The sequence below is a fragment of the Ruegeria sp. HKCCD6604 genome (assembly GCF_013110635.1).
Taxonomy (GTDB): Bacteria; Pseudomonadota; Alphaproteobacteria; order Rhodobacterales; family Rhodobacteraceae; genus Ruegeria.
Genome location: NZ_WVQW01000003.1, coordinates 359,757 through 379,787, shown reverse-complemented (window position 1 = coordinate 379,787; position 20,031 = coordinate 359,757). Strand labels below are relative to the sequence as shown.

Sequence of the window (20,031 nt, the reverse complement as noted above, 5' to 3'; positions counted from 1 at the left end):
CGGTTGCCAAGAGAACAGGTCAGACCGGCACCAGCTTCCCGTCGCGAAGATCCAGTTCATCGGGCGCCAGTTCCAAGCGGAACGCCGGCGAATGACTGACAAGCAAAATCGCCTGTGGCAACGCGCGCAGGATTTCCAGCAGGCGCGCTTCGTTTTTCGTATCCAACGCATTCGTCGGTTCGTCCAGCAACAGCACTTCGGGTTCCATCGCCAGAACCGTCGCCAGGGTCACCAGACGCTTTTCTCCGCCTGACAATTTATGGGTAATGCGGTTCTTCAGGTGCATCAGGTCCAGATCGCCCAGTACTTTGTCGACGATGGCAAGTGCTTCGTCACGGGTCTTGCCCAGATTGAGCGGACCAAAAGCAACGTCTTCGGCGACGGTCGGGCAGAACAGCTGATCGTCCGCATCCTGAAATACAAGCCCCACCCGGCGGCGGACCTCATGGAAATCAGCCTCTTCCACGCGTTGCTGACCAAAAACGGTGACGGTGCCTGAACACGGGCGCTGCAACCCAAGCAAAATCCGCAGGAGCGTCGATTTCCCCGCTCCGTTCGGGCCTGTCAGGGACAGGCGCTGCCCCGCGCTCAGGCTCAGGCTTGCCCCGTCCAGAACGGGTGGCTGGCCGGGGTAGGAAAAACAGATGTCTTCAAGCGCGATCAGTGTCATGCGAATTCCAGAACGATCAGACCCAGGCAGAGACCGCTGAAACCTGCCGCAAACACAATGTCCGCACGGGTCAGGGCAAATTCCTGAAGCAACGGCATACGCCCGGAAAACCCCCGGCACTTCATAGCGGCCAGGATGCGTTCTGATCTTTCGATCGCGCGCACAAGCATCATACCCACAAGGTAGCCAAAGCTGCGATATGTGTGCCAGTTTGTTGCTGGCCGAAAACCACGCACCTTCATGGCGGCGCGCAGCCGCAGGTATTCTTCGCGCAAGACCTCGATATACCGGATCGTGAACATCAGCAGGTAAACCAGCTTTTCGGGGCACCGCAGACGATGCAGGGCGTGGCCCAGTGTAACCGGCTCCATCGTCCCGACCAAAACCAACAGGGACAGGATCACGGCATTGGCGGTCAAGGCAATCTCGACCGCTTTCCAAAAACCCTGCCAGCTTGCGGAGAATCCCCAAAGCGTGAACATCGGATCCCCGGGCATGGAAAAGGGCAACAGGACCAGCATGAACAGGATGAACCCATCCATCATGGCCATTCGCTTCAACGTCTTTCGCCGCGGCAGACGTGAAACTATCAGAAGCGAAAGCGACACTGTCAGCGCCGCGCAAAGCGCGCCGAGGGATGACAGCGCCACGGTCACGACCGCAAAAACAACTGCCATGACGATCCGCATCCGAGGATCCAGCAGACTGATCAGACCTTCTGGTCCGTCACCGGCTTCGGACAGTGTTTTTTCCTTGTGCCCCAGAACGTGTGCCATCAGGAGGCCAGCTTGCGGCGGGCCGCCATGTAAAAGCCCAGACCAAACAGACCAACGATGTACCCGATCCCGCCAAGGATGGTTTGCAGGTCATTCTGTTCGCGATAGGCCGCAATCTCGCGCCTGAGCGGGCGCAATTCGTTACGTACGGCCTTGGCGATAACCTGCTGCTCTTCGGCGCCGAGAGACGCCGCCGAACCGCTGGCCTGCGTCACAGCAGCCGAAGATGAGCCACCGTTTTCTGCCACGGCAACGCCCATGATCCGCGCGACATCTTCGGCAGACATCGTGACTTCGGCCACATGCCCGGCGCCAAGGTTGGCAAAGAAGGTGTGCGCCACGGCCGAGGTCGGCGTGTAGACAAAAAAACCGTCCGCATCCGTGACCGATCGACCCAGCTCGGCCCCATCCGGGCCGGTGACAATGACCTCGGTGCCGTTTGCCATGTCGCCGTTAGAAAAGCCAATTTCGCCCTCGATGACGTCTCCCGACTCGAAAACGCCGGCTATGACCTTGTGCGCCAGGGCAGGCACAGGTGCGCAGCACACGGCCAATATGACAACCAGATGCTTCATGTGGCTGCTCCTCTGAAAAACAGCTCGGGCTTGACCTTGCGCGCCAACAACACGGCGAACCCGGTCAAAATCGCCTCGATGGCCATGACAGGAATATGGGCGAAGAAAACAAGCTTGGCGGCAGGCAGAAATTCATCCCCCGACAGCGCCAAGGAAAACGCGACCATGCCGGTTGTCGCCGCAATCGCAAATGCGCCGCCGACGCCCCCCCAAATTGCACCTTGCAAAGGCGTTCCACGCGCGATCAGACGACCGAACAACATTCCGGCCACCACCGCGGGAAAGGCGATATTGACGGTGTTGATCCCCAACACCGTCAATCCGCCAAAGCCGAAAAAGACCGCCTGTAGCAAAAGCCCGACGAACAAAGCCGGGAATGCGGCCCAACCAAGCAGCAGCCCGGCCATGCCGTTGAGGATCAGATGGACCGACGACGGACCAATGGGCACGTGGATCAAGGATGCCACGAAGAAACTGGCTGACAGCACGCCCGCAGTGGGGATGCGATCAAGATCCAGAGACCTGAGACCCATGGCGATCCCGCCCGCGGCGGCTATGGCGCCGCCAATTACAACCGGGTTGGAAAGGGCTCCGTCGACGATGTGCATTTGGGGTTACTCCAGATCCCAGGCACGAATCCAGATGACCGCATCCTGGCTGAGTTCTTTGCCCTCATGTTCGGTTGCCGGACCGGAACCAAGGGCGGCGAAACCCCAGTAACCGGCTTTCGGAACGCCGAACGAAAAGTACCCGTTGTCGTCAGATATTGCGACCACCGCACCACCCGGCATAGGAGACACTTTCGGTGCAGAAACGGCCGAACTTTCCATGTCGGGTTCGGCGGCCATGTACTCGATCTCGATCTCGGCCCCCGCAACCGGCTGACCATCAGCCAGCACACGGCCCGTGAAAGTCGAACCCGCGATGATGTTGGTCGGCTTGTTCAGCGGGATAATCTCGGTCGGCAGACCCACGGGATTCATCCAGTCGGTCGGCAATTCGTTGCGGTTCAGGAAAGCTTTGGTGAGCTGTTGGATATAAATGTCTTCGGATTCCTCATAATAAGGCTGAGGAACCGTCACCAGCACATAGTCGCCCGAACGTTTGACCGGGACACTGCCCTTGAACGCCGCACCCTCGTTTTCCCCGCCGGTGAACCGGATAGGTTCCAGCGTGTCCAGCAAATCGGTCTTTTCACCGTTGTGGATCACATAGAATTCCTGCGGCTTTTCCAGATCCATGACATGGCCATTCTCGAACGGATGCCAGAAAATCAGTTTGACCGGTACATCGCCCGGTTTCTCGATCATGGTCTCGGTGGTGTATTCCAAAAGGAAATGCGCATTTGCTATGGCAGGAAGAGCCACCGCGGCAGCGGCTGCGCTGAGCAGCGTTTTCATGAACAGTCGTCCTTGTCCCGTCGCGCCAATCCCGGCGCGAAATTCGTTTTGACCACGGGACATTCAACGCCAAATTACCCTTTCAGGCATCCTGGTCCGACGCACATCCCGTCGCCGATTAGGAGTGCCCGTTAGAGGGCACATGTCCGGCAGGTATCCTGACTTGCGGGTCAAAGCGTTGGACTGGCCTTCCCGGGCAACCCCCAGTGGCGTTTCAGCCCTGCTCGCCGCTTACAGTTGCGGGTGCAGTTGCGGAATTGGGCCTGAGCCCGCACCGCATTCCCTTTTGATTCCAGAGTAAGCCCCGGAACCGGACATGCCGAGCGGCTTGCCAGACAACTCAGCCTTCCGTCAACGAAAATGTGTTACGACCATCGAAAAATAATGAGCTCGGCAGTTTGCGAGAGTGAACCAGTTTGTGAAATATCCAAGGCAACAGAGTGAATTCACATCTAGGCTTCTGAAAGATACCTTTCCGACAACGGCAGGCTTGCCGCGCCCAGTGAGCGTGCTTCCGGGCCTACGGCCCCTGCCAGCACGGCAGGGCGCTCGAGACCGGTCAGGTTTAGCTCAGACAGTTTGTCTTCGACCATTTCAACCAAACGCGCCTTGATGTCCTGCGGCATCCAGCCGTCAATCTTCACGCATTCGAAATCTATCAGGCTACAGGATGAGACAATTGCATAGGCAATCCCGCTCGCCGTCTGTTTCAACCAGTATTCCAGTTGAACTTTTGGCACATCCCAACGCTGGGTCGTTTCCCAAATGGAATGCGACGTGACACCTGCTGTGGTGATTGCACGCTCGAGCACATACAGGCTGGCCACGTCGATAAGGGGTCTGACACCACCGGCATCATCTGGCACAGGCAAGGGGCCGATTGCGCCCGCGTTTCCACGCCCCGAAAAGATTGCGCCATTGAGGACCACACCGCCGCCAATGAAAAACCCGATATAGAAGTACAGGAAATCCCTGGGCCCATCGGCTGGACCGAATACCAATTCCGCCCCACAAGCCGCAGTGGCGTCATTTTGCAGGAATACCGGAATATCGAGGCGCCGCGCCAGGTCAGCCTTCAGGTCTGATACGCGCCACGGGTCCATTTCTTCCTGAGGAACCTGAAGGGTCTGGGCCCAGTCCCATAGGTAGAACGGCATGGCAATCCCAAGTCCCGCAATCCTGCCTTTGGCCTCAGGCGACATGGATGATATCATTTTGCCCAGACTCTCAGTGGAAAACTCCAAAGTGGCTTTCGGCGTTGGATAGTCATAGGTTCGCCGATCGCGTTGCCGCACATTTCCGACAAAGTCAGTCAAAACCAACTCGGCACTGCGACGCCCCACCTTGAGCCCAAAGAAAAAGGCACCATCCGGGTTAAGTCGCATGGGAACAGAAGGTTGCCCGACTTTCCCGCGGACCGGTTCGCCGCGCAAAAGCAAACCATCCTTCTCCAACAGCCGCATGATGACGGAAACGGTTTGTGCCGACAATCCGGTCATGCGCGCGATCTCGGACTTCGAAAGGGCCTGGTGACGCCGGACAAGCGACAATACAAGCCGTTCGTTCCGGGCCCGCATCCCGCTTTGGTTGGTTCCGCGCACCTCTGACCCGTGCAGGCCAATCGAATTTTTCCGAGATGAATTTTCCGGCACGACCACCCCTTTCCTGCTGAAGAATGAGAAAGCCCGCCCGCACTGTCAATAATAAATAAGAGTGATTTATTTATTGACTCAAAATTCGAATCTTGTGATTGTTTCTTATGGGGTCAGGATTTTTGCCTGATCGCCCTCGTGCCCTACTCGGCATAGAAAAAACTGGGAGGATAATCGATGAAACTTGCAAAACTTGCGGGTGCTGCTGCGCTCGGGGTTACTGCCATGGCTGGCAGTGCAATGGCGGAAGGCGAAACTGTTTGCCTGATCACCAAGACGGACACCAACCCGTTCTTTGTCAAAATGAAAGAAGGTGCGACTGCAAAAGCGGAAGAGCTGGGAATGACGCTCAAAGCCTTTGCGGGCAAAGTTGACGGTGACCATGAAACGCAGGTGCAAGCCATTGAGACCTGCATTCTGGACGGCGCCAAAGGCATTCTGCTGACGGCCTCGGACACATCATCCATCGTTCCGGCCGTGAAGCAGGCGCGGGATGCAGGTGTTCTGGTTATCGCTCTGGATACGCCGCTGGAACCCATTGACTCGGCTGACGCGACCTTTGCCACGGACAATTTCCTTGCCGGGCTGCTGATTGGACAATGGGCCAAAGCCACGCTGGGCGACGCAGCCAACGACGCGAAAATTGCGACATTGGACCTTGCCGTCAGCCAGCCGACAGTGGACGTGCTGCGCAATCAGGGCTTCCTGCAAGGCTTTGGTGTCGATCTGGCGGACCCGAACGTAATCGGTGATGAAGATGACCCCCGTCTTGTCGGAAGTGATGTCACTGCCGGCAACGAAGAAGGTGGTCGTCGCGCGATGGAAAACCTTCTGGCCAAAGATCCCACGATCAACGTTGTTCACACCATCAACGAGCCTGCCGCGGCAGGCGCCTACGAGGCGCTGAAAGCCATCGGGCGCGAAAATGACGTGCTCATCGTTTCCGTGGACGGAGGCTGCCCGGGTGTCCAAAACGTTGCCGATGGTGTTATCGGTGCGACGTCGCAGCAATACCCGCTGTTGATGGCATCGCTGGGTGTTGAAGCCGTCAAGAAATGGGCGGACGAAGGCGTGAAGCCTGAAAACACGCCTGGCAAGGATTTCTTTGACACCGGCGTAGCGCTTGTAACGGACAAGCCTGCCGAAGGCGTCGAGTCGATCTCGGTCAAAGAAGGCATGGACCTCTGCTGGGGTTAACCTGACCACCCGGAGGGCCGCAGAGGGCGGCCTTCCGCATTTCAAACCACCCATTCGCCCGAAAACTTGCTAAAGTCGTCAGCAACCTGACGCTTTGGGGGAACCTTTATGTCCGATACTTCACGACGATCAGACGACTTCGAAGCCGCTGCAAAAGGCAGCCCGGAACAGATTGCCGAATTTGACGATCACCACCGCGGGTTCGTCGGAACGGTTCAGCATTTTCTGCATGTGAACCCCTCTCTGGTGCCGCTGATCGTTCTTGTCGCTGCCATCGTCATTTTCGGGGCTTTGCTGGGCTCCAAGTTCTTCTCGCCATTCGCGCTGACCCTGATCCTGCAACAGGTTCAGATCGTCGGGATCGTGGCGGCGGCGCAAAGCCTCGTCATCCTGACCGCCGGTATCGATCTGAGCGTCGGGGCAATCATGGTGATGTCGTCGGTTGTCATGGGTCAGTTCACCTTCCGATATGGGCTGCCACCAACGGTCGCGATTGTTTGCGGCCTTTTCGTTGGCACCGCAATCGGTGCGGTGAACGGGTATCTGGTCAGCCGCATCAAACTGCCGCCGTTCATCGTGACGCTTGGCATGTGGCAAATCGTTCTTGCGGCGAACTTCCTGTATTCTCAGAACGAAACAATCCGGTCGCAGGAGATCGAAGAAAACGCCGCAATTCTGCAACTTTTCGGGGCCAAGTTCAACGTGGGCGGGGCGGTATTCACCGTCGGCGTGATCTTCATGCTGGTGCTGATCCTCGGGCTTTCCTACGCCCTTCGTCACACCGCATGGGGAAGGCATGTTTACGCGGTCGGAGATGACCCGGAAGCTGCCGAGTTGTCAGGTGTCAATGTGCACCGAACGCTTATGTCCGTTTACATGTTGTCCGGGCTGATCTGTGCCTTTGCGGGCTGGGCTTTGATCGGCCGGATCGGATCAGTGTCTCCGACATCAGGCCAGTTGGCCAATATAGAAAGCATAACGGCGGTTGTGATCGGGGGCATATCCCTGTTCGGCGGCCGCGGGTCCATTCTCGGATCATTGTTCGGAGCGTTGATCGTCGGGGTCTTCACGCTTGGGCTTCGGTTGCTGGGCGCTGACGCGCAATGGACGTTCCTGTTGATCGGCATCCTTATCATCGCAGCGGTCGCGGTCGACCAGTGGATCAGAAAGGTGGCAGGCTGATGGAACCTATTCTCAAAGGACGGAACCTTGTGAAGCGCTATGGCAAGGTGACTGCACTGGACCATTGCGATTTCGATCTGATGCCGGGTGAAATTCTGGCGGTGATCGGCGACAACGGGGCAGGCAAATCAACGCTGATCAAGGCGGTGTCCGGCGCGGTGATGCCGGATGAGGGCGAAGTCTGGCTGGAAGGTCAGAAGGTGAATTTTCATTCGCCGATTGACGCGCGCGAAGCTGGCATTGAAACGGTTTACCAGACACTTGCGATGTCCCCTGCCCTGTCGATTGCGGACAACATGTTCATGGGGCGCGAGATTCGGCGCAAAGGGCCGTTGGGATCATGGTTCCGAATGCTCGACCGTCCGGCGATGGAGAAATTCGCCCGCGACAAGCTGAGCGAACTGGGCCTGATGACGATCCAGAACATCAATCAAGCCGTCGAAACTCTGTCCGGGGGTCAGCGTCAGGGTGTTGCGGTGGCACGTGCCGCGGCATTCGGATCAAAAGTCATCATCCTGGACGAACCAACCGCCGCATTGGGCGTAAAGGAAAGTCGGCGCGTTCTTGAACTGATCCTGGACGTGAAGTCTCGCGGCATTCCGATCATCCTGATCAGCCACAATATGCCACATGTTTTCGAGGTCGCCGATCGAATTCACGTGCATCGGCTGGGCAAACGCCTCTGCGTCGTTGATCCCAAGGATTACACGATGTCCGACGCAGTGGCGTTCATGACTGGTGCCAAGGAACCGCCCGCCGAGGACGAAGCCGCGTGACGGGTAAACTTGCCACCCCCGAGGCGCTTGCAAGAAAAATCGCGGATGCCGTCCAGGCCTTGCCGCCGCTGCAAGACCGGCATCTTGTCGCGATTGCCGGGCCGCCGGGTTCGGGAAAAACGACCGCGGCGGGCCTTGCAACCAAAGAGCTCAATCTGCGCGGCGTCGCAACCGGATTGGTTTTCATGGACGGCTTCCACTATGACAACGTGATCTTGAAGGATCGCGGCCTGCTGAACCGCAAAGGATCTCCTGAAACCTTTGATCTTGCCGGCTTTCATGCGTTGCTTGATCGATTGCGTGCGGAAGAAGAAGTCGCAATACCCGCGTTTGACCGGGAACTGGATCTGGCCATTGCCGCGCGGTCCATGATCACGGCGGATCAGCGCGTTGTTCTGGTTGAGGGCAATTACCTTCTCTTGAACGAGCCGGGTTGGTCGGACCTTCACCAACTGTGGGCACTCAAGGTATTTCTGGACACCGATTTGAAAACACTCGAAACCCGCCTGACCAACAGATGGATCGGCCATGGTCTGGACGCCAATGCCGCCAAGGACCGTGCGCAGTCGAACGATCTTCCGAATGCAGAGCGCGTGATCAGAAATTCGATACCCGGAGATCTGACACTGGCTTGAGTTTTGCATTCGGCCAATACAATCCGTCTTGATGAAAGGCCAGAGGTCAGCTCCGGTACACCGGCGGAACAAGACCGGCCTGGAACCAAGTCACGAAAGACACGATTGAAAACACCGGCAGCCCGGTCGCCTGCTGAATATCCGGCGCATAGGGGCACATATTCGTGCACTCCAGAACTATAGCCCCAAGTTCGGGGTGGTCCGAGGCCAACGCGATTGCGGCCTCGACATTGTCCTCCCGGGCTTTCTGAACATTCAGATGCGGTTCATTGCCAAGAATTGCGCGGGTGAATTCCCGCCCACCCTCGGTTGTGCCGATTGGCGTATCCAAGGGGACATTGGCGGCCTGAAGATGATCACTGGTCAGGGTGGATGCCGAAATGGTCAGAATGCCCGCGCGCTTTCCCTTGGGAAGGATGCGATTCACCATTTCGACCTGCATCAAGGACGAGGTGACGACGGGAACCGGAACGGCCTCGGCCAGTTCCTTTTGGAACAGGGACAAGAACCCGCAATTGGTTGTTATGCCATCCGCGCCGTCTTTGACCAGCTCTTGCGCGGCATCGATGAAGACCTCGAGCATACCTTCGGCCCGATGCCGGACCACCCGATCGGGCGAGGCGTCCCGGACGATGCGGTACAGCACCGGAAACGGCCATGTCCGTGCATTGCCCATGTCACCGGGAATTCTTGGGAATTGCGCGTCCAGCATAAGGATTCCCACCGATGCACCATAAATGGATTTGCCGCCCTGCGCGATCATCCCTGTGCCTCCTCGATAATGCGGGTCGAGATGTCTTCGGCCCCTTCCATGTAGATTCTGGTAATCCCGTGACGCACAGCGTCCTGAACCTGATCCATTCGTTTTGTGATATGAGCCGCCAGAACCCGGGCCGCCTCGTCCGCGTCCCGATCCAACAGGGCCTGCATGACGTGTTTATGTTCGTCCTTGGACTTCTGCACCCGGTCCATGCTCATGGAAATCCAGCGGATATAGCGGATACGCTCGTTGATCCGCGTCAGAGTTTGCAACAACTCCATGTTCCCTGACAGCTTTGCGATCCCCAGATGGAACGCTTCGTCCCGGGTAACTGCCTCTTCGATCGTCAGGCCGGTGATGTCGATGCCCGTTTCGTAAAGTTCGTCACGCAGCATTTGCAGGTCTTCATCGGTCGCCCTGGCGCAGGCGGATCGGGCCGCCGCGGATTCGATGATCTGGCGCAGCTCGAAAAGGTCGAACACGCTTTGCGCATCCAAGGAACGGCAAAAGAATCCTTGCCCCGGGCGGAAATCGAACAGCCGTTCGGCAACCAGACGGTTCAACGCTTCTCGCAACGGCGTGCGACTGACGCCCAAATCCCTGGACAGAGCGACCTCGTTCAGGCGGTCACCGGGGCGCAGGCGGAAGGAGACCGCCATCGCTTTGACCTGATCATAGATATCATCGACGCGTGGACCCGCCATAAACAATGCCCTTCTTCGGTTGATTCACAGGTGCCACACTCAATTCTTGAAATCAATATGCAAGTCTGTATACAGTTATGTGTACAATTATTACTCGAAGGAATCGCGAACCATGACAGGGACGAATTACCTGACCGGAGCCGAGGCGATGGTGCGTATGCTCGAGGCGCATGGCGTGACGCATATGTTCGGCCTGTGCGGCGATACCACCTTGCCGTTCTATGACGCGCTCGCCCGAGTGGATCACGGCATTCAGCACATTCTGACCCGCGACGAACGGCACGCCGCCTACATGGCGGATGGCTATGCCCGCGTGACAGGCAAGCCCGGCGTTTGCGAAGGCCCTTCCGGCGGTGGCGCAACCTACATTCTGCCGGGTGTGGTCGAGGCCAATGAAAGTTCGGTTCCAATCCTGGCGATCACCTCCGATGTGGCGACAACCAGCCGCGGGAAATACCCTTTGACAGAACTGGATCAGCCGGCGTTGTTCCGCCCACTGACGAAGTGGAACGCGTCTCTGGATGATGCCGCCCGGCTTCCGGCCATGGTTCGTGCGGCATTCCGGGCGATGACAACGGGAACACCCGGCGCGACCCATCTGGCGCTGCCGTTTGATACGCAGAAGGCACAGGTGGACGAAGCGGAAATCTGGGCCGACGACCGGCATCGCAGCTATCCCGCCGAACGGGCTGCCCCCGATCCTGATGCCATCGAAGCAGCCGCAGCCATTCTTGCCCGGGCCAAAACCGCCTTCGCGGTCTGTGGCGGCGGCCCCGTTCTGTCCGGCGCAACCGATGCGTTGCGCCGCGTCGCCGGTCTGTTGGACATGCCCGTCGCCACAACCGTTTCAGGCCAAGGGTCCATCGCCGAAACCGATCCTCTGGCCCTGGGTGTCGTCGGATCGAACGGCGGCATCCCCGCGACACGCGACGTGGTGGATCAGGCTGATGTCGTCCTGTTCATCGGGTGCCGCGCCGGTTCGGTCACGACCGAACGGTGGAGAAGCCCCGGGCGCAACGCCACGATCATTCACATCGACAGCGACCCCATGGTGATCGGCGCAAACTATAAGACCGAAGTGGCGATCTGCGCTGACGCCCGCCTCGCGCTTGAGGCATTGGCCCGAGCGCTGGAGGACCGGCAAGACCTGAACGGACAAGACGGAGCAACCAAGGCCCGCGCCGCGTGGGAGGCCAAGGCGGCGGCGTTTGACCCCTTGGCTGCAAGTCGGGAAATGCCGATCCGGCCAGAGGCTGTCATGGCGTCCCTGATGGACATTCTGGACGACGATGCGATTGTGGTCGCTGACCCCGGCACCCCCTGCCCCTATTTCAGCGCGCATTACCGTTGGCGGCAACCCGGGCGGCATTTCATAACAAATCGCGCACATGGAGCACTGGGCTATTCTCTGGGGGCGGCCATGGGTGCACATGTCGGCCGGCCCTCGGTCAAGACCCTGGCCGTCATGGGCGATGGTTCGTTTGGGTTCACCTGCGGTGAATTTGAAACGATGGTTCGGCACAAAATGCCGATCACCTCGATCGTTTTCTCGAACTCGGTCTTCGGATGGATCAAGGCGGGTCAGGATGCTGGGTTTGATCAACGCTATTACAACGTCGATTTCAACCGGACTGACCACGCCGCCGTCGCAGCCGCCTTCGGAGTGAAATCATGGACGGTCAAAGACCCTGAGGACTTGCCGAAGGTGCTGAAACAGGCCGTCGAACATGACGGCCCCACATTGGTCGACATCCATTCGCAGCAGCTTCACGAGGCCGCTGCACCTGTGTCGGAATGGGTCGCGTAAGAGGCAATCGACGGGGTCAGCTGGGCCAGAAATTCCTGCGCAATCGTGGACAGGGGGCGCCCCTTTGCGGTGATGATTGCAAGATCCAGCATGACGGATGGCCTGAACGGGCGGGTCTTGTACCCGCTCTCACCATCGAACGTCACGGTAAAGGGATCGATCATCGCAACACCCATGCCCTGTTTCACAAAACTCAGCAGGTTCTCGGACAGGTGCGTGTGAATCTGTGTCCGCCACGTGCGCCCGGATGCCTGAAAGATGTCACGGGTTCGACGGTGGGTTTGGTGTTCCGGGCCCATCACGATGAAGGGCTCGTTTTCCAGTAATTCCGGTGTCAGAACGTCATAATCCGCCAAGTGGCTGTTTTCTGGAAAAGTCGCAAGTGTTTCGAATTGAAACACCTGATAATTCAGAGTGTCGTGCAGGATCGGCATCTCGACGATGCCGATTTCAAACAGGCCTGAAATCACCCATTCCTGAATCTTGGATGAATACTGCGACTGGAAACTGACGGACAGGTTGGGGCGGCTTTTGGCAAAACGAGCGATCTCGCGCGGCATGAAACCAAATGACAGAAGATGCGGAGCTGCAACCTGCAATTGACCGGGATGTTTGTTCTGCAAATCCGTCACGGCCTGTGCCACGTGATCCAACCCGCGCACGACCGTGTCGACTTCGCGGAACAGCAGCTCGGCTTCCGGGGTGGGCAGCAAACGGCCCTTGTTGCGCTCGAACAGAGGCAGTCGCGCTTCGCGTTCCAACTGAGCCAACAGATTGCTGATACCAGGCTGGGATATCCCAAGTACCGACGCCGCACCGGTTACGGTTCCGGTTTCCATGATGGCGTGAAACGCTTGAAGCTGGCGAAAGCGTAGGGACATGGATTACCGCATCATTTATTCTGATGAACTGTAGAAGAAATAGTATTTGAAATGATATGCTCGTCAAGGCAGGCTTTCGCTCAACCACAGGGGGCGGAATGAACGATCTGTCACAAAACATCATCGGTTACGACCTTTGGCACCTGAAGCTTCCGGTCACGTCCCGCCGGGATCACGGTATAGGATCCATCGAAGGCGCCTGCGAAGTCGTCATACTGCGACTGACATCCGAGGATGGCACACAGGGATTTGGCGAAGCGTCACCCTGGTCGGTGTTCACCGGCACCCCGGAAGCGACATTTGCGGCACTGGATCGATATCTACGCCCCCTTGTTCTTGGCGCCCGCGTGGGCGACCGGTCAGCCATCATGGCGCGCGCGGCCTGTGCCGTGGCGCATTGCACCGAGTCCAAGGCCGCGCTGGAAACCGCTCTGCTGGATCTGGCCGGCCGTATCAGCGGCATCCCGGTCTGGTCTTTGCTGGGCGGTCGTTGCCGCAGCACCATTCCGCTCAGCTGTTCCATCGCCAACCCGGACTTTTCTCAGGACATAGACCTGTTGGCGCGGTTGCGAGAGGACGGCGTGCGGATTGTCAAACTCAAGACCGGGTTCAAGGATCACGCCTTTGACATCATGCGGTTGGAGTACTTTGCGCAGAACTGCCCTGAATTCTCGGTCCGCGTGGACTATAATCAGGGGCTGAGCATCGAGGAGGCTCCGACGCGGGTGCGGGACGTGGCCCGGTTCAATCCTGATTTCATCGAACAGCCGGTTCGCGCCCATCACTTCGGCATGATGGCGAAGCTACGTCATATGACCGATGTTCCCCTTCTCGCCGATGAAAGCGTCTTTGGTCCCGAAGATATGGAACGCGCCGCGCGTGAAAGCATTTGCGATGGTGTCTCGGTGAAAATAATGAAGTCTGGCGGACTGACCCGCGGGCAAACGGTCGCCCGCATCGCGGCGGCGCACGGCCTGACGGCGTATGGCGGGGACATGTTCGAGGCCGGCCTAGCCCATCTTGCGGGCACCCATCTGATTGCCGCGACACCCGAGATCACATTGGGCTGCGAGTTTTATCAGGCGTCCTATTTCCTGAAAGAGGACATTCTGGAAGAACCCTTCCGGATCCGGAACGGTCAGGTCTGCGTGCCCGAAACCCCCGGGCTTGGCGGCAGGCCCGAGGTGGCCAAACTGAACCATTACGCAGTGGCCAGGGCGGTTTCAGAATGAGCGACAAGAAAACCATAGCCATCATCGGCGCCGGTATCGTCGGCGTGTCGGCCGCGGTCTGGCTGCAACGGGACGGGCACAACGTGATCCTGTTCGACAAGGCCGGACCGGGTGAAGGCACGTCTCATGGCAATGGCGGTGTGCTGGCGTCCTGTTCCATCATACCTGTGACGGTTCCCGGACTGCTTGGCAAAGCACCCAAAATGTTGCTGAGCTCGTCGCAGCCGCTGTTTTTGAAATGGGGGTATTTGCCGAAGCTGCTCCCATGGCTCCGGCAATATCTGAGCCACGCGAACGTGGCAGACGTTGAACGGATCGCGGCGGCGCTGACGCCGATCGTCGGCGACAGCCTGAATGATCACAAGGCATTGGCAACAGGCACGCGTGCTGAAAAGTGGATCGTGCCCAGCGACTATCTGTTTCTCTACGAGAACCGGGCCCATTTTGAACAAGATGCGTTGGGCTGGGGAATAAGGCGGAAGAACGGCTTTGATTGGGAAGAACTGGAGGGCAAGGCGTTTCACGACTATGACCCCGTGTTCAGCCCGGATATCGGTTTCGCTGCCAAGCTGTCAAACCACGGTCATATCACCGATCCCGGGCAGTACGTGAAAGACTTGGCCGCCCATGTCGAGGCTGGCGGTGGTCGGATCATCCGCGCCAATGTCGAGGACGTCACCCGCGAGAACGGCCGCGTTACCGGTGTGCGCGCGGGTGGTGAGACCATCGCTTGCGACACCGCCATTGTCACGGCTGGCGTTTGGTCGGGGCCACTGGCCAAGCGACTGGGGGTTTCTGTTCCTCTTGAAAGCGAGCGCGGTTATCATCTTGAATTGGTGGCGCCTTCTGCCATGCCCCGCAGCCCGGTCATGGTGGCTTCGGGCAAGTTTGTTGCCACGCCCATGGATGGGCGCATACGCTTGGCGGGTATTGTGGAGTTCGGAGGGCTGGACGCACCGCCCTCGCGCGCGCCTTTTGAATTGATGCGAAGAAATGCCCGGGCCGCGTTTCCGGGCATAACATGGAAGGAGGAAGTGGAATGGATGGGGCACAGGCCGGCCCCGGCTGACTCGATCCCGATCATCGGTGACGTGCCCGGTATCAAAGGGGCCTATATGGGCTTTGGTCATCATCACATCGGCCTGACAGGCGGGCCAAAGACCGGACGGCTTCTGGCGCAGATGATCGCGGGCAGAACCCCGAACACCGACGTAAGCGTCTACGCGCCGTCGCGCTTTGCAACATAAGAACAGACCGATGAAGAACATCGGTATTTCAAAACTCGATAGGGAGAAAACGATGAAAACACTGACAAACCTTCTGGCGGCGACCGCTTTGACTGCTGCCGCGGCAGCACCGGCCATGGCCGAAAAATGGGACATGCCGATGGCCTATTCGGCGTCGAACTTCCATTCGGCCACCGGTGCGGAATTCGCCAAATGTGTAACGACCGGAACCGGCGGTGAGATCGAAATCGTTACGCATCCATCCGGCTCGCTGTTCAAAGGTGCCGATATCAAACGCGCAATCCAGACCGGGCAGGCCCCGATCGGCGAACGCCTTCTGTCCGGCCACCAGAATGAGAACGCGTTGTTCGGTTTCGATTCGATCCCGTTCCTTGCGACCTCGTTCGACGACAGCGCCAAGCTTTGGGAGGCCGCCAAGCCATCTATCGAAAAAGTATTGGCAGAGCAGAACCTGACGCTGCTTTATGCTGTACCGTGGCCACCGCAGGGGCTGTATTTCAAGAATGAGGTGAACTCGGTCGCCGATATGAAGGGCATCAAGTTCCGTTCGTACAACAACGCGACTTCGCGACTGGCCGAGCTGACGGGCATGTTGCCGGTGACGATCGAAGCGGCAGAAATCAGTCAGGCTTTTGCGACGGGTGTCGCCGAGTCGATGGTGTCTTCGGGATCGACCGGGTATGACCGCAAGGTCTGGGAAAGCCTGAACTATTTCTACGAAGTCGATGCCTGGTTGCCGCGCAACTACGTGATGGTGAATTCGGATGTCTGGTCGGGCGTGTCCGACGCCAACAAGAACGTCATCAAGGCCTGCGCAGAGCTGGCGGAATACGCGGGCAACTGGCGCGCCAAGGAATATACCGGCTTTACTCTGCAAGGTCTGCGTGATGGTGGCATGACCGTCGGTCCGGCATCCGAGCAGATGACGAATGAGCTAAAAGAGATTGGTGTGACCATGACCAATGAATGGCTGGAAGCCGCCGGAGACGAAGGCAAAGCCATCGTCGACGCGTTCAACGCCTCTCAGTAACCGTTCGAGGCAGGCGGCGCTGCATTGCGTCGCCTGTTTTCCATCCAATCATAACAAAGCGGGGACGCCATGGCGGTATTGCGGGGGCTTCGGTCCGTTCTGGATTTCATCTATCTTGCAGCGGGGGTACTGGCGGCGGTCAGCCTGATTGCCATTCTTTTGCTGATCGTCGTGCAGATGCTGGCCCGCTGGACCGGTGAAGTATTTCCCGGAGCGCCCGACTATGCCGGCTATGCAATGGCGGCGGCATCTTTTCTGGCCTTTGCCAATGCGTTGAACCGGGGCAGCCACATTCGGGTTTCGATCCTTCTGAACGCGGTGCCGGACAGCGTGCGGCGTGTCCTTGAAATCTGGTGTTTCACCATCGGCACAGCCGTCATGTGGTATTTCTGCTGGTATGCCTATCGCTTCGTCTATTGGAGCTGGAAGTTCAACGACATCAGCCAGGGTCAGGACAGAACCGCGCTGTGGATTCCGCAATCCGCGATGCTGATCGGAGCCCTGATCCTGGCCATCGCGCTGACGGATCACCTGATCCACGTCCTGTTCAAAGGTGACCATCGCATTGTCCGCGATCTGGCCGACCAGAGCCACGGAGAATAGACGCATGGAAAACCTGTCTGTCATCATCCTTTTCCTTTTTGTTCTGTTCACCCTTCTCGGGACCGGTGTCTGGGTCGGCCTAGCCCTGATGGGGGTCGCCTGGGTCGGGATGGAGCTGTTCACCACCCGCCCCGTGGGCGACGTGATGATCACGACGATCTGGTCCGCTTCGTCGTCGTGGACCCTGACCGCCTTGCCCATGTTCATCTGGATGGGCGAAATCCTGTACCGCACGCGATTGTCCGAAGACATGTTCAAAGGGCTGTCCCCCTGGATGGCCCCCTTGCCCGGCGGTTTGGTGCATACCAATATCGTGGGTTGTACCGTCTTCGCGGCAGTCTCAGGTTCGTCGGCCGCAACGCTGACCACCGTCGGAAAGATGTCGATCCCCGAACTGCGCAAGCGCAACTACCCCGAACGGATGATCATCGGTACTCTGACCGGCGCGGCCACTCTGGGGCTGATGATCCCGCCGTCCCTAACCCTGATCGTCTATGGGGTGACGATCAATGAATCGATTACCAAGCTGTTCTTTGCCGGCATCCTTCCCGGCCTGGTGCTGGCGGCGATGTTCATGGGTTATGTCGCGATCTATTCCAAGTTGGGCAAAGACTGGACCCCGGATGTCGAGGGCAAGCTGAGCTTTTCCGAGAAAGTCAGAAACTCCCGCTTTTTGTTGCCTGTGATCCTGCTGATCACGGTCGTCATCGGCTCAATGTATCTGGGCTATGCCACTGCGACCGAAGCTGCGGCTTTCGGGGTGATCGGCGGCCTGCTGCTGGCGGCAGGCCAGGGATCGTTGAACTGGAAGACATTCACCGAAAGCCTGATGGGCGCCACGCGAACCAGCGCGATGATCGCCCTGATCCTTGCTGGCGCGGCGTTTCTGTCGCTGTCCATGGGCTTCACCGGCCTGCCGCGCGGGCTGGCCGATCTGATTGCAGGTTGGGAACTGACCCGTTTCGAACTGCTTATGGTCCTGCTGGTGTTCTACATCATTCTGGGCTGTTTTCTTGACGGGATTTCTTCCGTCGTTTTGACCATGGCCGTGGTGGAACCAATGATCCGCGACGCTGGCATTGACCTGATCTGGTTCGGCATCTTCATCGTGGTCGTCGTTGAAATGGCGCAGATCACACCACCGATCGGATTCAACCTGTTCGTGATGCAGGGCATGACCAACCATGAGATGAGCTATATCGCACGCGCTGCGATCCCGATGTTCCTGATCATGGTGCTGATGGTTTTCATCCTCATCTGGTTCCCCGACCTCGCCACTTGGCTGCCCGAGAATTTGCGTCAGAGCCCGGGCGGGTAAAACGGCCTTGAACCTGCTCCATCTGGCGGCCCGCCACGGGCCCCGTGTTCTGGTCGCCGGATTGGCGGCGGGTCTTCTATTGCCGGGTTTGGCCGAGCCCATGCGAGGCCTGCTGCCGCCCCTGGTCGTGTTGTTGCTGTTCGTAACCGTCCTGAGAATGGACCCCGAAACCATTCTTGGATCGTTGAGCGATCTGCACAAGGTCGCGTTCACCGTCATCGGGTTTCAATTCGTGATGCCGCTGATCATTCTGGCCATTGGATTTGTCGGGGGATGGACCGGAACGCCGGTGCTTCTGTCCCTGCTCATCTTGGCGGCTGCGCCCTCGATTTCCGGCAGTCCCAACATGTGTTTGATGATGGGCTACCCACCTGAACACGCGATGCGAATGATGGTGGTTGGGACCGCCCTGCTGCCATTGACAGCGTTTCCGGTGTTCCTGCTCATGCCTGAACTGGGCGGCATTCACTCTGTTCTGCTGGCCGGGTTGCAACTGCTGTTGACGATACTCTGCACAACCGGCGCCGCCATTGTTGTCCGGCGCGTCTGGTTGCGTTCACCATCACACTCCACATTGGTGAATCTGGAAGGGTTGGGCACAATCACCTTGGCCGTTTTTGTCATCGGCCTGATGCCTTCCGTCAGCACCACAGCGCTGAAAAGCCCGGCCGTCGCGGCCTTCTGGATCGCGCTCGCCTGTCTGGCCAATTTCGGAGCACAATTCATTTCGTTCCGGATTACCCGAGGACGTCTGCCGGCAGCCAGAGCAACCGCTGTCTCTTTGATCGCGGGAAACAGAAACATCGCGATATTCTTCGTTGCTTTACCGCCCGAGGTCACCGCACCCATCATGGCCTTCATCGGGGCGTATCAAATCCCGATGTACCTGACGCCAATGGTCATGCGTCATCTCTACATGAGGCAAGTCTTACCCGAGTAGCTTTGGAAAGCCGCCTTAGGATATTTTTATCCCTTTTCTCCGATCCTTGTCGGCGTTGGGCCGATACGTCGTGCTTGGTTCAATGCAAAAAAACACGCTCAGGGAAATCGGGTGAATAATTGTCACTATTGACAGTTAATTGCACTCTTCCTATTTACTGTCAATGTTGACAGTAAAGGATATATCATGCCGATTAGCAAACTGGTCGTCGCATCTGTGATGACACTAGCTTCAACCCTCGGGGCATCCGCACAAACTCTCACTGCGACGGTGCAGGACGTGCGCAATGCAGAGGGTGATTTGATCATTGCCGTGTTCGATGACTCTAAATCTTTTAGGGCCATGGACGTGGCGAACGCGGCGGCCTTGGCTTCCATTCCTGCTGTCAAGGGCTTGGCTTCGGTCACCTTTCACAATCTCCCGCTTGGCACCTATGCGATTGCCGCGATTCACGACGAGAACAGCAACAGCGACCTGGATACCGAGAAGGATGTCCCAACCGAAGGGTACGCCTTTGGCGGCATGGATCGGAGCGGTCTACCGCCGGAATTCGCGGATGCCGCTGTCGCCATCGGCGCCGGCGTAACCGCAGACCTGAAGCTGAAATACTGGAAATAACATGATCGGGCGCCCCTCAAATCGTGAT

Annotated in this window: 21 protein-coding genes and 1 riboswitch; of the genes, 12 read left to right on the top strand and 9 right to left on the bottom strand. The window is 58.1% G+C overall.

Going from position 1 to position 20,031, the window contains the following annotated elements; translation table 11 throughout:
- Positions 1-19: 19 nt before the first annotated feature.
- The 6 genes from GS614_RS11735 to GS614_RS11710 all read right to left on the bottom strand — a co-directional run bounded on the left by GS614_RS11735 (position 20) and on the right by GS614_RS11710 (position 4,998).
- On the bottom strand, positions 20-670 hold the full coding sequence (locus tag GS614_RS11735; RefSeq protein WP_171120850.1) for an energy-coupling factor ABC transporter ATP-binding protein: 651 nt from the start codon (positions 668-670) through the stop codon (positions 20-22).
- Positions 667-1,446 carry a cobalt ECF transporter T component CbiQ gene (gene cbiQ / locus GS614_RS11730; protein ID WP_171120848.1) on the bottom strand — a complete coding sequence of 260 codons (780 nt, stop codon included), beginning with the start codon at positions 1,444-1,446 and terminating at the stop codon, positions 667-669. The genes GS614_RS11735 and cbiQ overlap by 4 nt, the downstream gene beginning before the upstream one ends.
- The gene (locus tag GS614_RS11725; RefSeq protein ID WP_171726353.1) at positions 1,446-2,021 is read right to left on the bottom strand and encodes a cobalt ABC transporter permease; all 576 of its coding nucleotides are present in this window, start codon (positions 2,019-2,021) and stop codon (positions 1,446-1,448) included. The genes cbiQ and GS614_RS11725 overlap by 1 nt, the downstream gene beginning before the upstream one ends.
- Positions 2,018-2,629: a cobalt transporter CbiM gene (cbiM, locus tag GS614_RS11720; RefSeq protein ID WP_152460423.1), complete on the bottom strand. Its 612-nt coding sequence runs from the start codon at positions 2,627-2,629 to the stop codon at positions 2,018-2,020. The genes GS614_RS11725 and cbiM overlap by 4 nt, the downstream gene beginning before the upstream one ends.
- A 6-nt stretch (positions 2,630-2,635) precedes the next feature.
- Positions 2,636-3,421, bottom strand: coding sequence for a DUF4198 domain-containing protein (locus GS614_RS11715; RefSeq protein WP_171726352.1), 786 nt, complete (start codon positions 3,419-3,421; stop codon positions 2,636-2,638).
- A 130-nt stretch (positions 3,422-3,551) separates the two neighbouring features.
- Positions 3,552-3,751, bottom strand: a riboswitch (cobalamin riboswitch).
- Between the two features lie 122 nt (positions 3,752-3,873).
- On the bottom strand, positions 3,874-4,998 hold the full coding sequence (locus tag GS614_RS11710) for an ROK family transcriptional regulator (RefSeq protein ID WP_171726370.1): 1,125 nt from the start codon (positions 4,996-4,998) through the stop codon (positions 3,874-3,876).
- A 252-nt stretch (positions 4,999-5,250) separates the two neighbouring features.
- Between GS614_RS11710 and GS614_RS11705 the strand changes: the two genes are divergently transcribed.
- The 4 genes from GS614_RS11705 (at position 5,251) to GS614_RS11690 (ending at position 8,863) form a co-directional block, all read left to right on the top strand.
- The gene (locus tag GS614_RS11705) at positions 5,251-6,270 is read left to right on the top strand and encodes a sugar ABC transporter substrate-binding protein (RefSeq protein WP_152460425.1); all 1,020 of its coding nucleotides are present in this window, start codon (positions 5,251-5,253) and stop codon (positions 6,268-6,270) included.
- Positions 6,271-6,378: 108 nt separating this feature from the next.
- On the top strand, positions 6,379-7,452 hold the full coding sequence (locus GS614_RS11700; protein WP_171172710.1) for an ABC transporter permease: 1,074 nt from the start codon (positions 6,379-6,381) through the stop codon (positions 7,450-7,452).
- The gene (locus tag GS614_RS11695; protein WP_152460427.1) at positions 7,452-8,228 is read left to right on the top strand and encodes an ATP-binding cassette domain-containing protein; all 777 of its coding nucleotides are present in this window, start codon (positions 7,452-7,454) and stop codon (positions 8,226-8,228) included. The genes GS614_RS11700 and GS614_RS11695 overlap by 1 nt, the downstream gene beginning before the upstream one ends.
- Positions 8,225-8,863 (top strand): hypothetical protein, encoded by a 639-nt coding sequence (locus GS614_RS11690; protein ID WP_371809398.1) that lies wholly within the window; start codon positions 8,225-8,227, stop codon positions 8,861-8,863. The genes GS614_RS11695 and GS614_RS11690 overlap by 4 nt, the downstream gene beginning before the upstream one ends.
- A gap of 46 nt (positions 8,864-8,909) precedes the next feature.
- Here GS614_RS11690 and GS614_RS11685 read toward each other — a convergent pair whose 3' ends face one another.
- Together GS614_RS11685 and GS614_RS11680 are read right to left on the bottom strand one after the other, a co-directional pair.
- Positions 8,910-9,626, bottom strand: coding sequence for an aspartate/glutamate racemase family protein (locus GS614_RS11685; RefSeq protein ID WP_171726351.1), 717 nt, complete (start codon positions 9,624-9,626; stop codon positions 8,910-8,912).
- Positions 9,623-10,327: a GntR family transcriptional regulator gene (locus GS614_RS11680; RefSeq protein ID WP_171726350.1), complete on the bottom strand. Its 705-nt coding sequence runs from the start codon at positions 10,325-10,327 to the stop codon at positions 9,623-9,625. Before GS614_RS11680 ends, GS614_RS11685 begins: the two co-directional genes overlap by 4 nt.
- Positions 10,328-10,439: 112 nt before the next feature.
- On the opposite strand from GS614_RS11680, the gene GS614_RS11675 reads away from it, so the two are divergent.
- Complete coding sequence (locus GS614_RS11675; RefSeq protein ID WP_171726349.1) at positions 10,440-12,134, top strand: thiamine pyrophosphate-binding protein; 1,695 nt, start codon at positions 10,440-10,442, stop codon at positions 12,132-12,134.
- Here GS614_RS11675 and GS614_RS11670 read toward each other — a convergent pair.
- The gene (locus tag GS614_RS11670) at positions 12,095-13,015 is read right to left on the bottom strand and encodes a LysR family transcriptional regulator (protein WP_152460431.1); all 921 of its coding nucleotides are present in this window, start codon (positions 13,013-13,015) and stop codon (positions 12,095-12,097) included. The genes GS614_RS11675 and GS614_RS11670 overlap by 40 nt on opposite strands.
- A 98-nt stretch (positions 13,016-13,113) precedes the next feature.
- Between GS614_RS11670 and GS614_RS11665 the strand changes: the two genes are divergently transcribed.
- The 7 genes from GS614_RS11665 to GS614_RS11635 all read left to right on the top strand — a co-directional run bounded on the left by GS614_RS11665 (position 13,114) and on the right by GS614_RS11635 (position 20,003).
- Positions 13,114-14,247, top strand: a complete 1,134-nt coding sequence (locus GS614_RS11665) for an enolase C-terminal domain-like protein (protein WP_171726348.1) — start codon at positions 13,114-13,116, stop codon at positions 14,245-14,247.
- Positions 14,244-15,494 carry an FAD-binding oxidoreductase gene (locus GS614_RS11660; RefSeq protein ID WP_171120829.1) on the top strand — a complete coding sequence of 417 codons (1,251 nt, stop codon included), beginning with the start codon at positions 14,244-14,246 and terminating at the stop codon, positions 15,492-15,494. The genes GS614_RS11665 and GS614_RS11660 overlap by 4 nt, the downstream gene beginning before the upstream one ends.
- 52 nt (positions 15,495-15,546) lie before the next feature.
- On the top strand, positions 15,547-16,524 hold the full coding sequence (locus GS614_RS11655; protein WP_171120827.1) for a TRAP transporter substrate-binding protein: 978 nt from the start codon (positions 15,547-15,549) through the stop codon (positions 16,522-16,524).
- A 69-nt stretch (positions 16,525-16,593) separates the two neighbouring features.
- Positions 16,594-17,127, top strand: a complete 534-nt coding sequence (locus GS614_RS11650; RefSeq protein WP_171120825.1) for a TRAP transporter small permease — start codon at positions 16,594-16,596, stop codon at positions 17,125-17,127.
- A 4-nt stretch (positions 17,128-17,131) separates the two neighbouring features.
- Positions 17,132-18,445, top strand: a complete 1,314-nt coding sequence (locus GS614_RS11645; protein WP_152460436.1) for a TRAP transporter large permease — start codon at positions 17,132-17,134, stop codon at positions 18,443-18,445.
- 7 nt (positions 18,446-18,452) lie between these two features.
- Positions 18,453-19,385, top strand: a complete 933-nt coding sequence (locus tag GS614_RS11640) for a hypothetical protein (protein WP_171726347.1) — start codon at positions 18,453-18,455, stop codon at positions 19,383-19,385.
- Between the two features lie 186 nt (positions 19,386-19,571).
- Entirely contained in the window at positions 19,572-20,003 is a 432-nt protein-coding gene (locus GS614_RS11635) for a DUF2141 domain-containing protein (protein ID WP_171726346.1), read from the top strand.
- Positions 20,004-20,031: the final 28 nt, after the last annotated feature.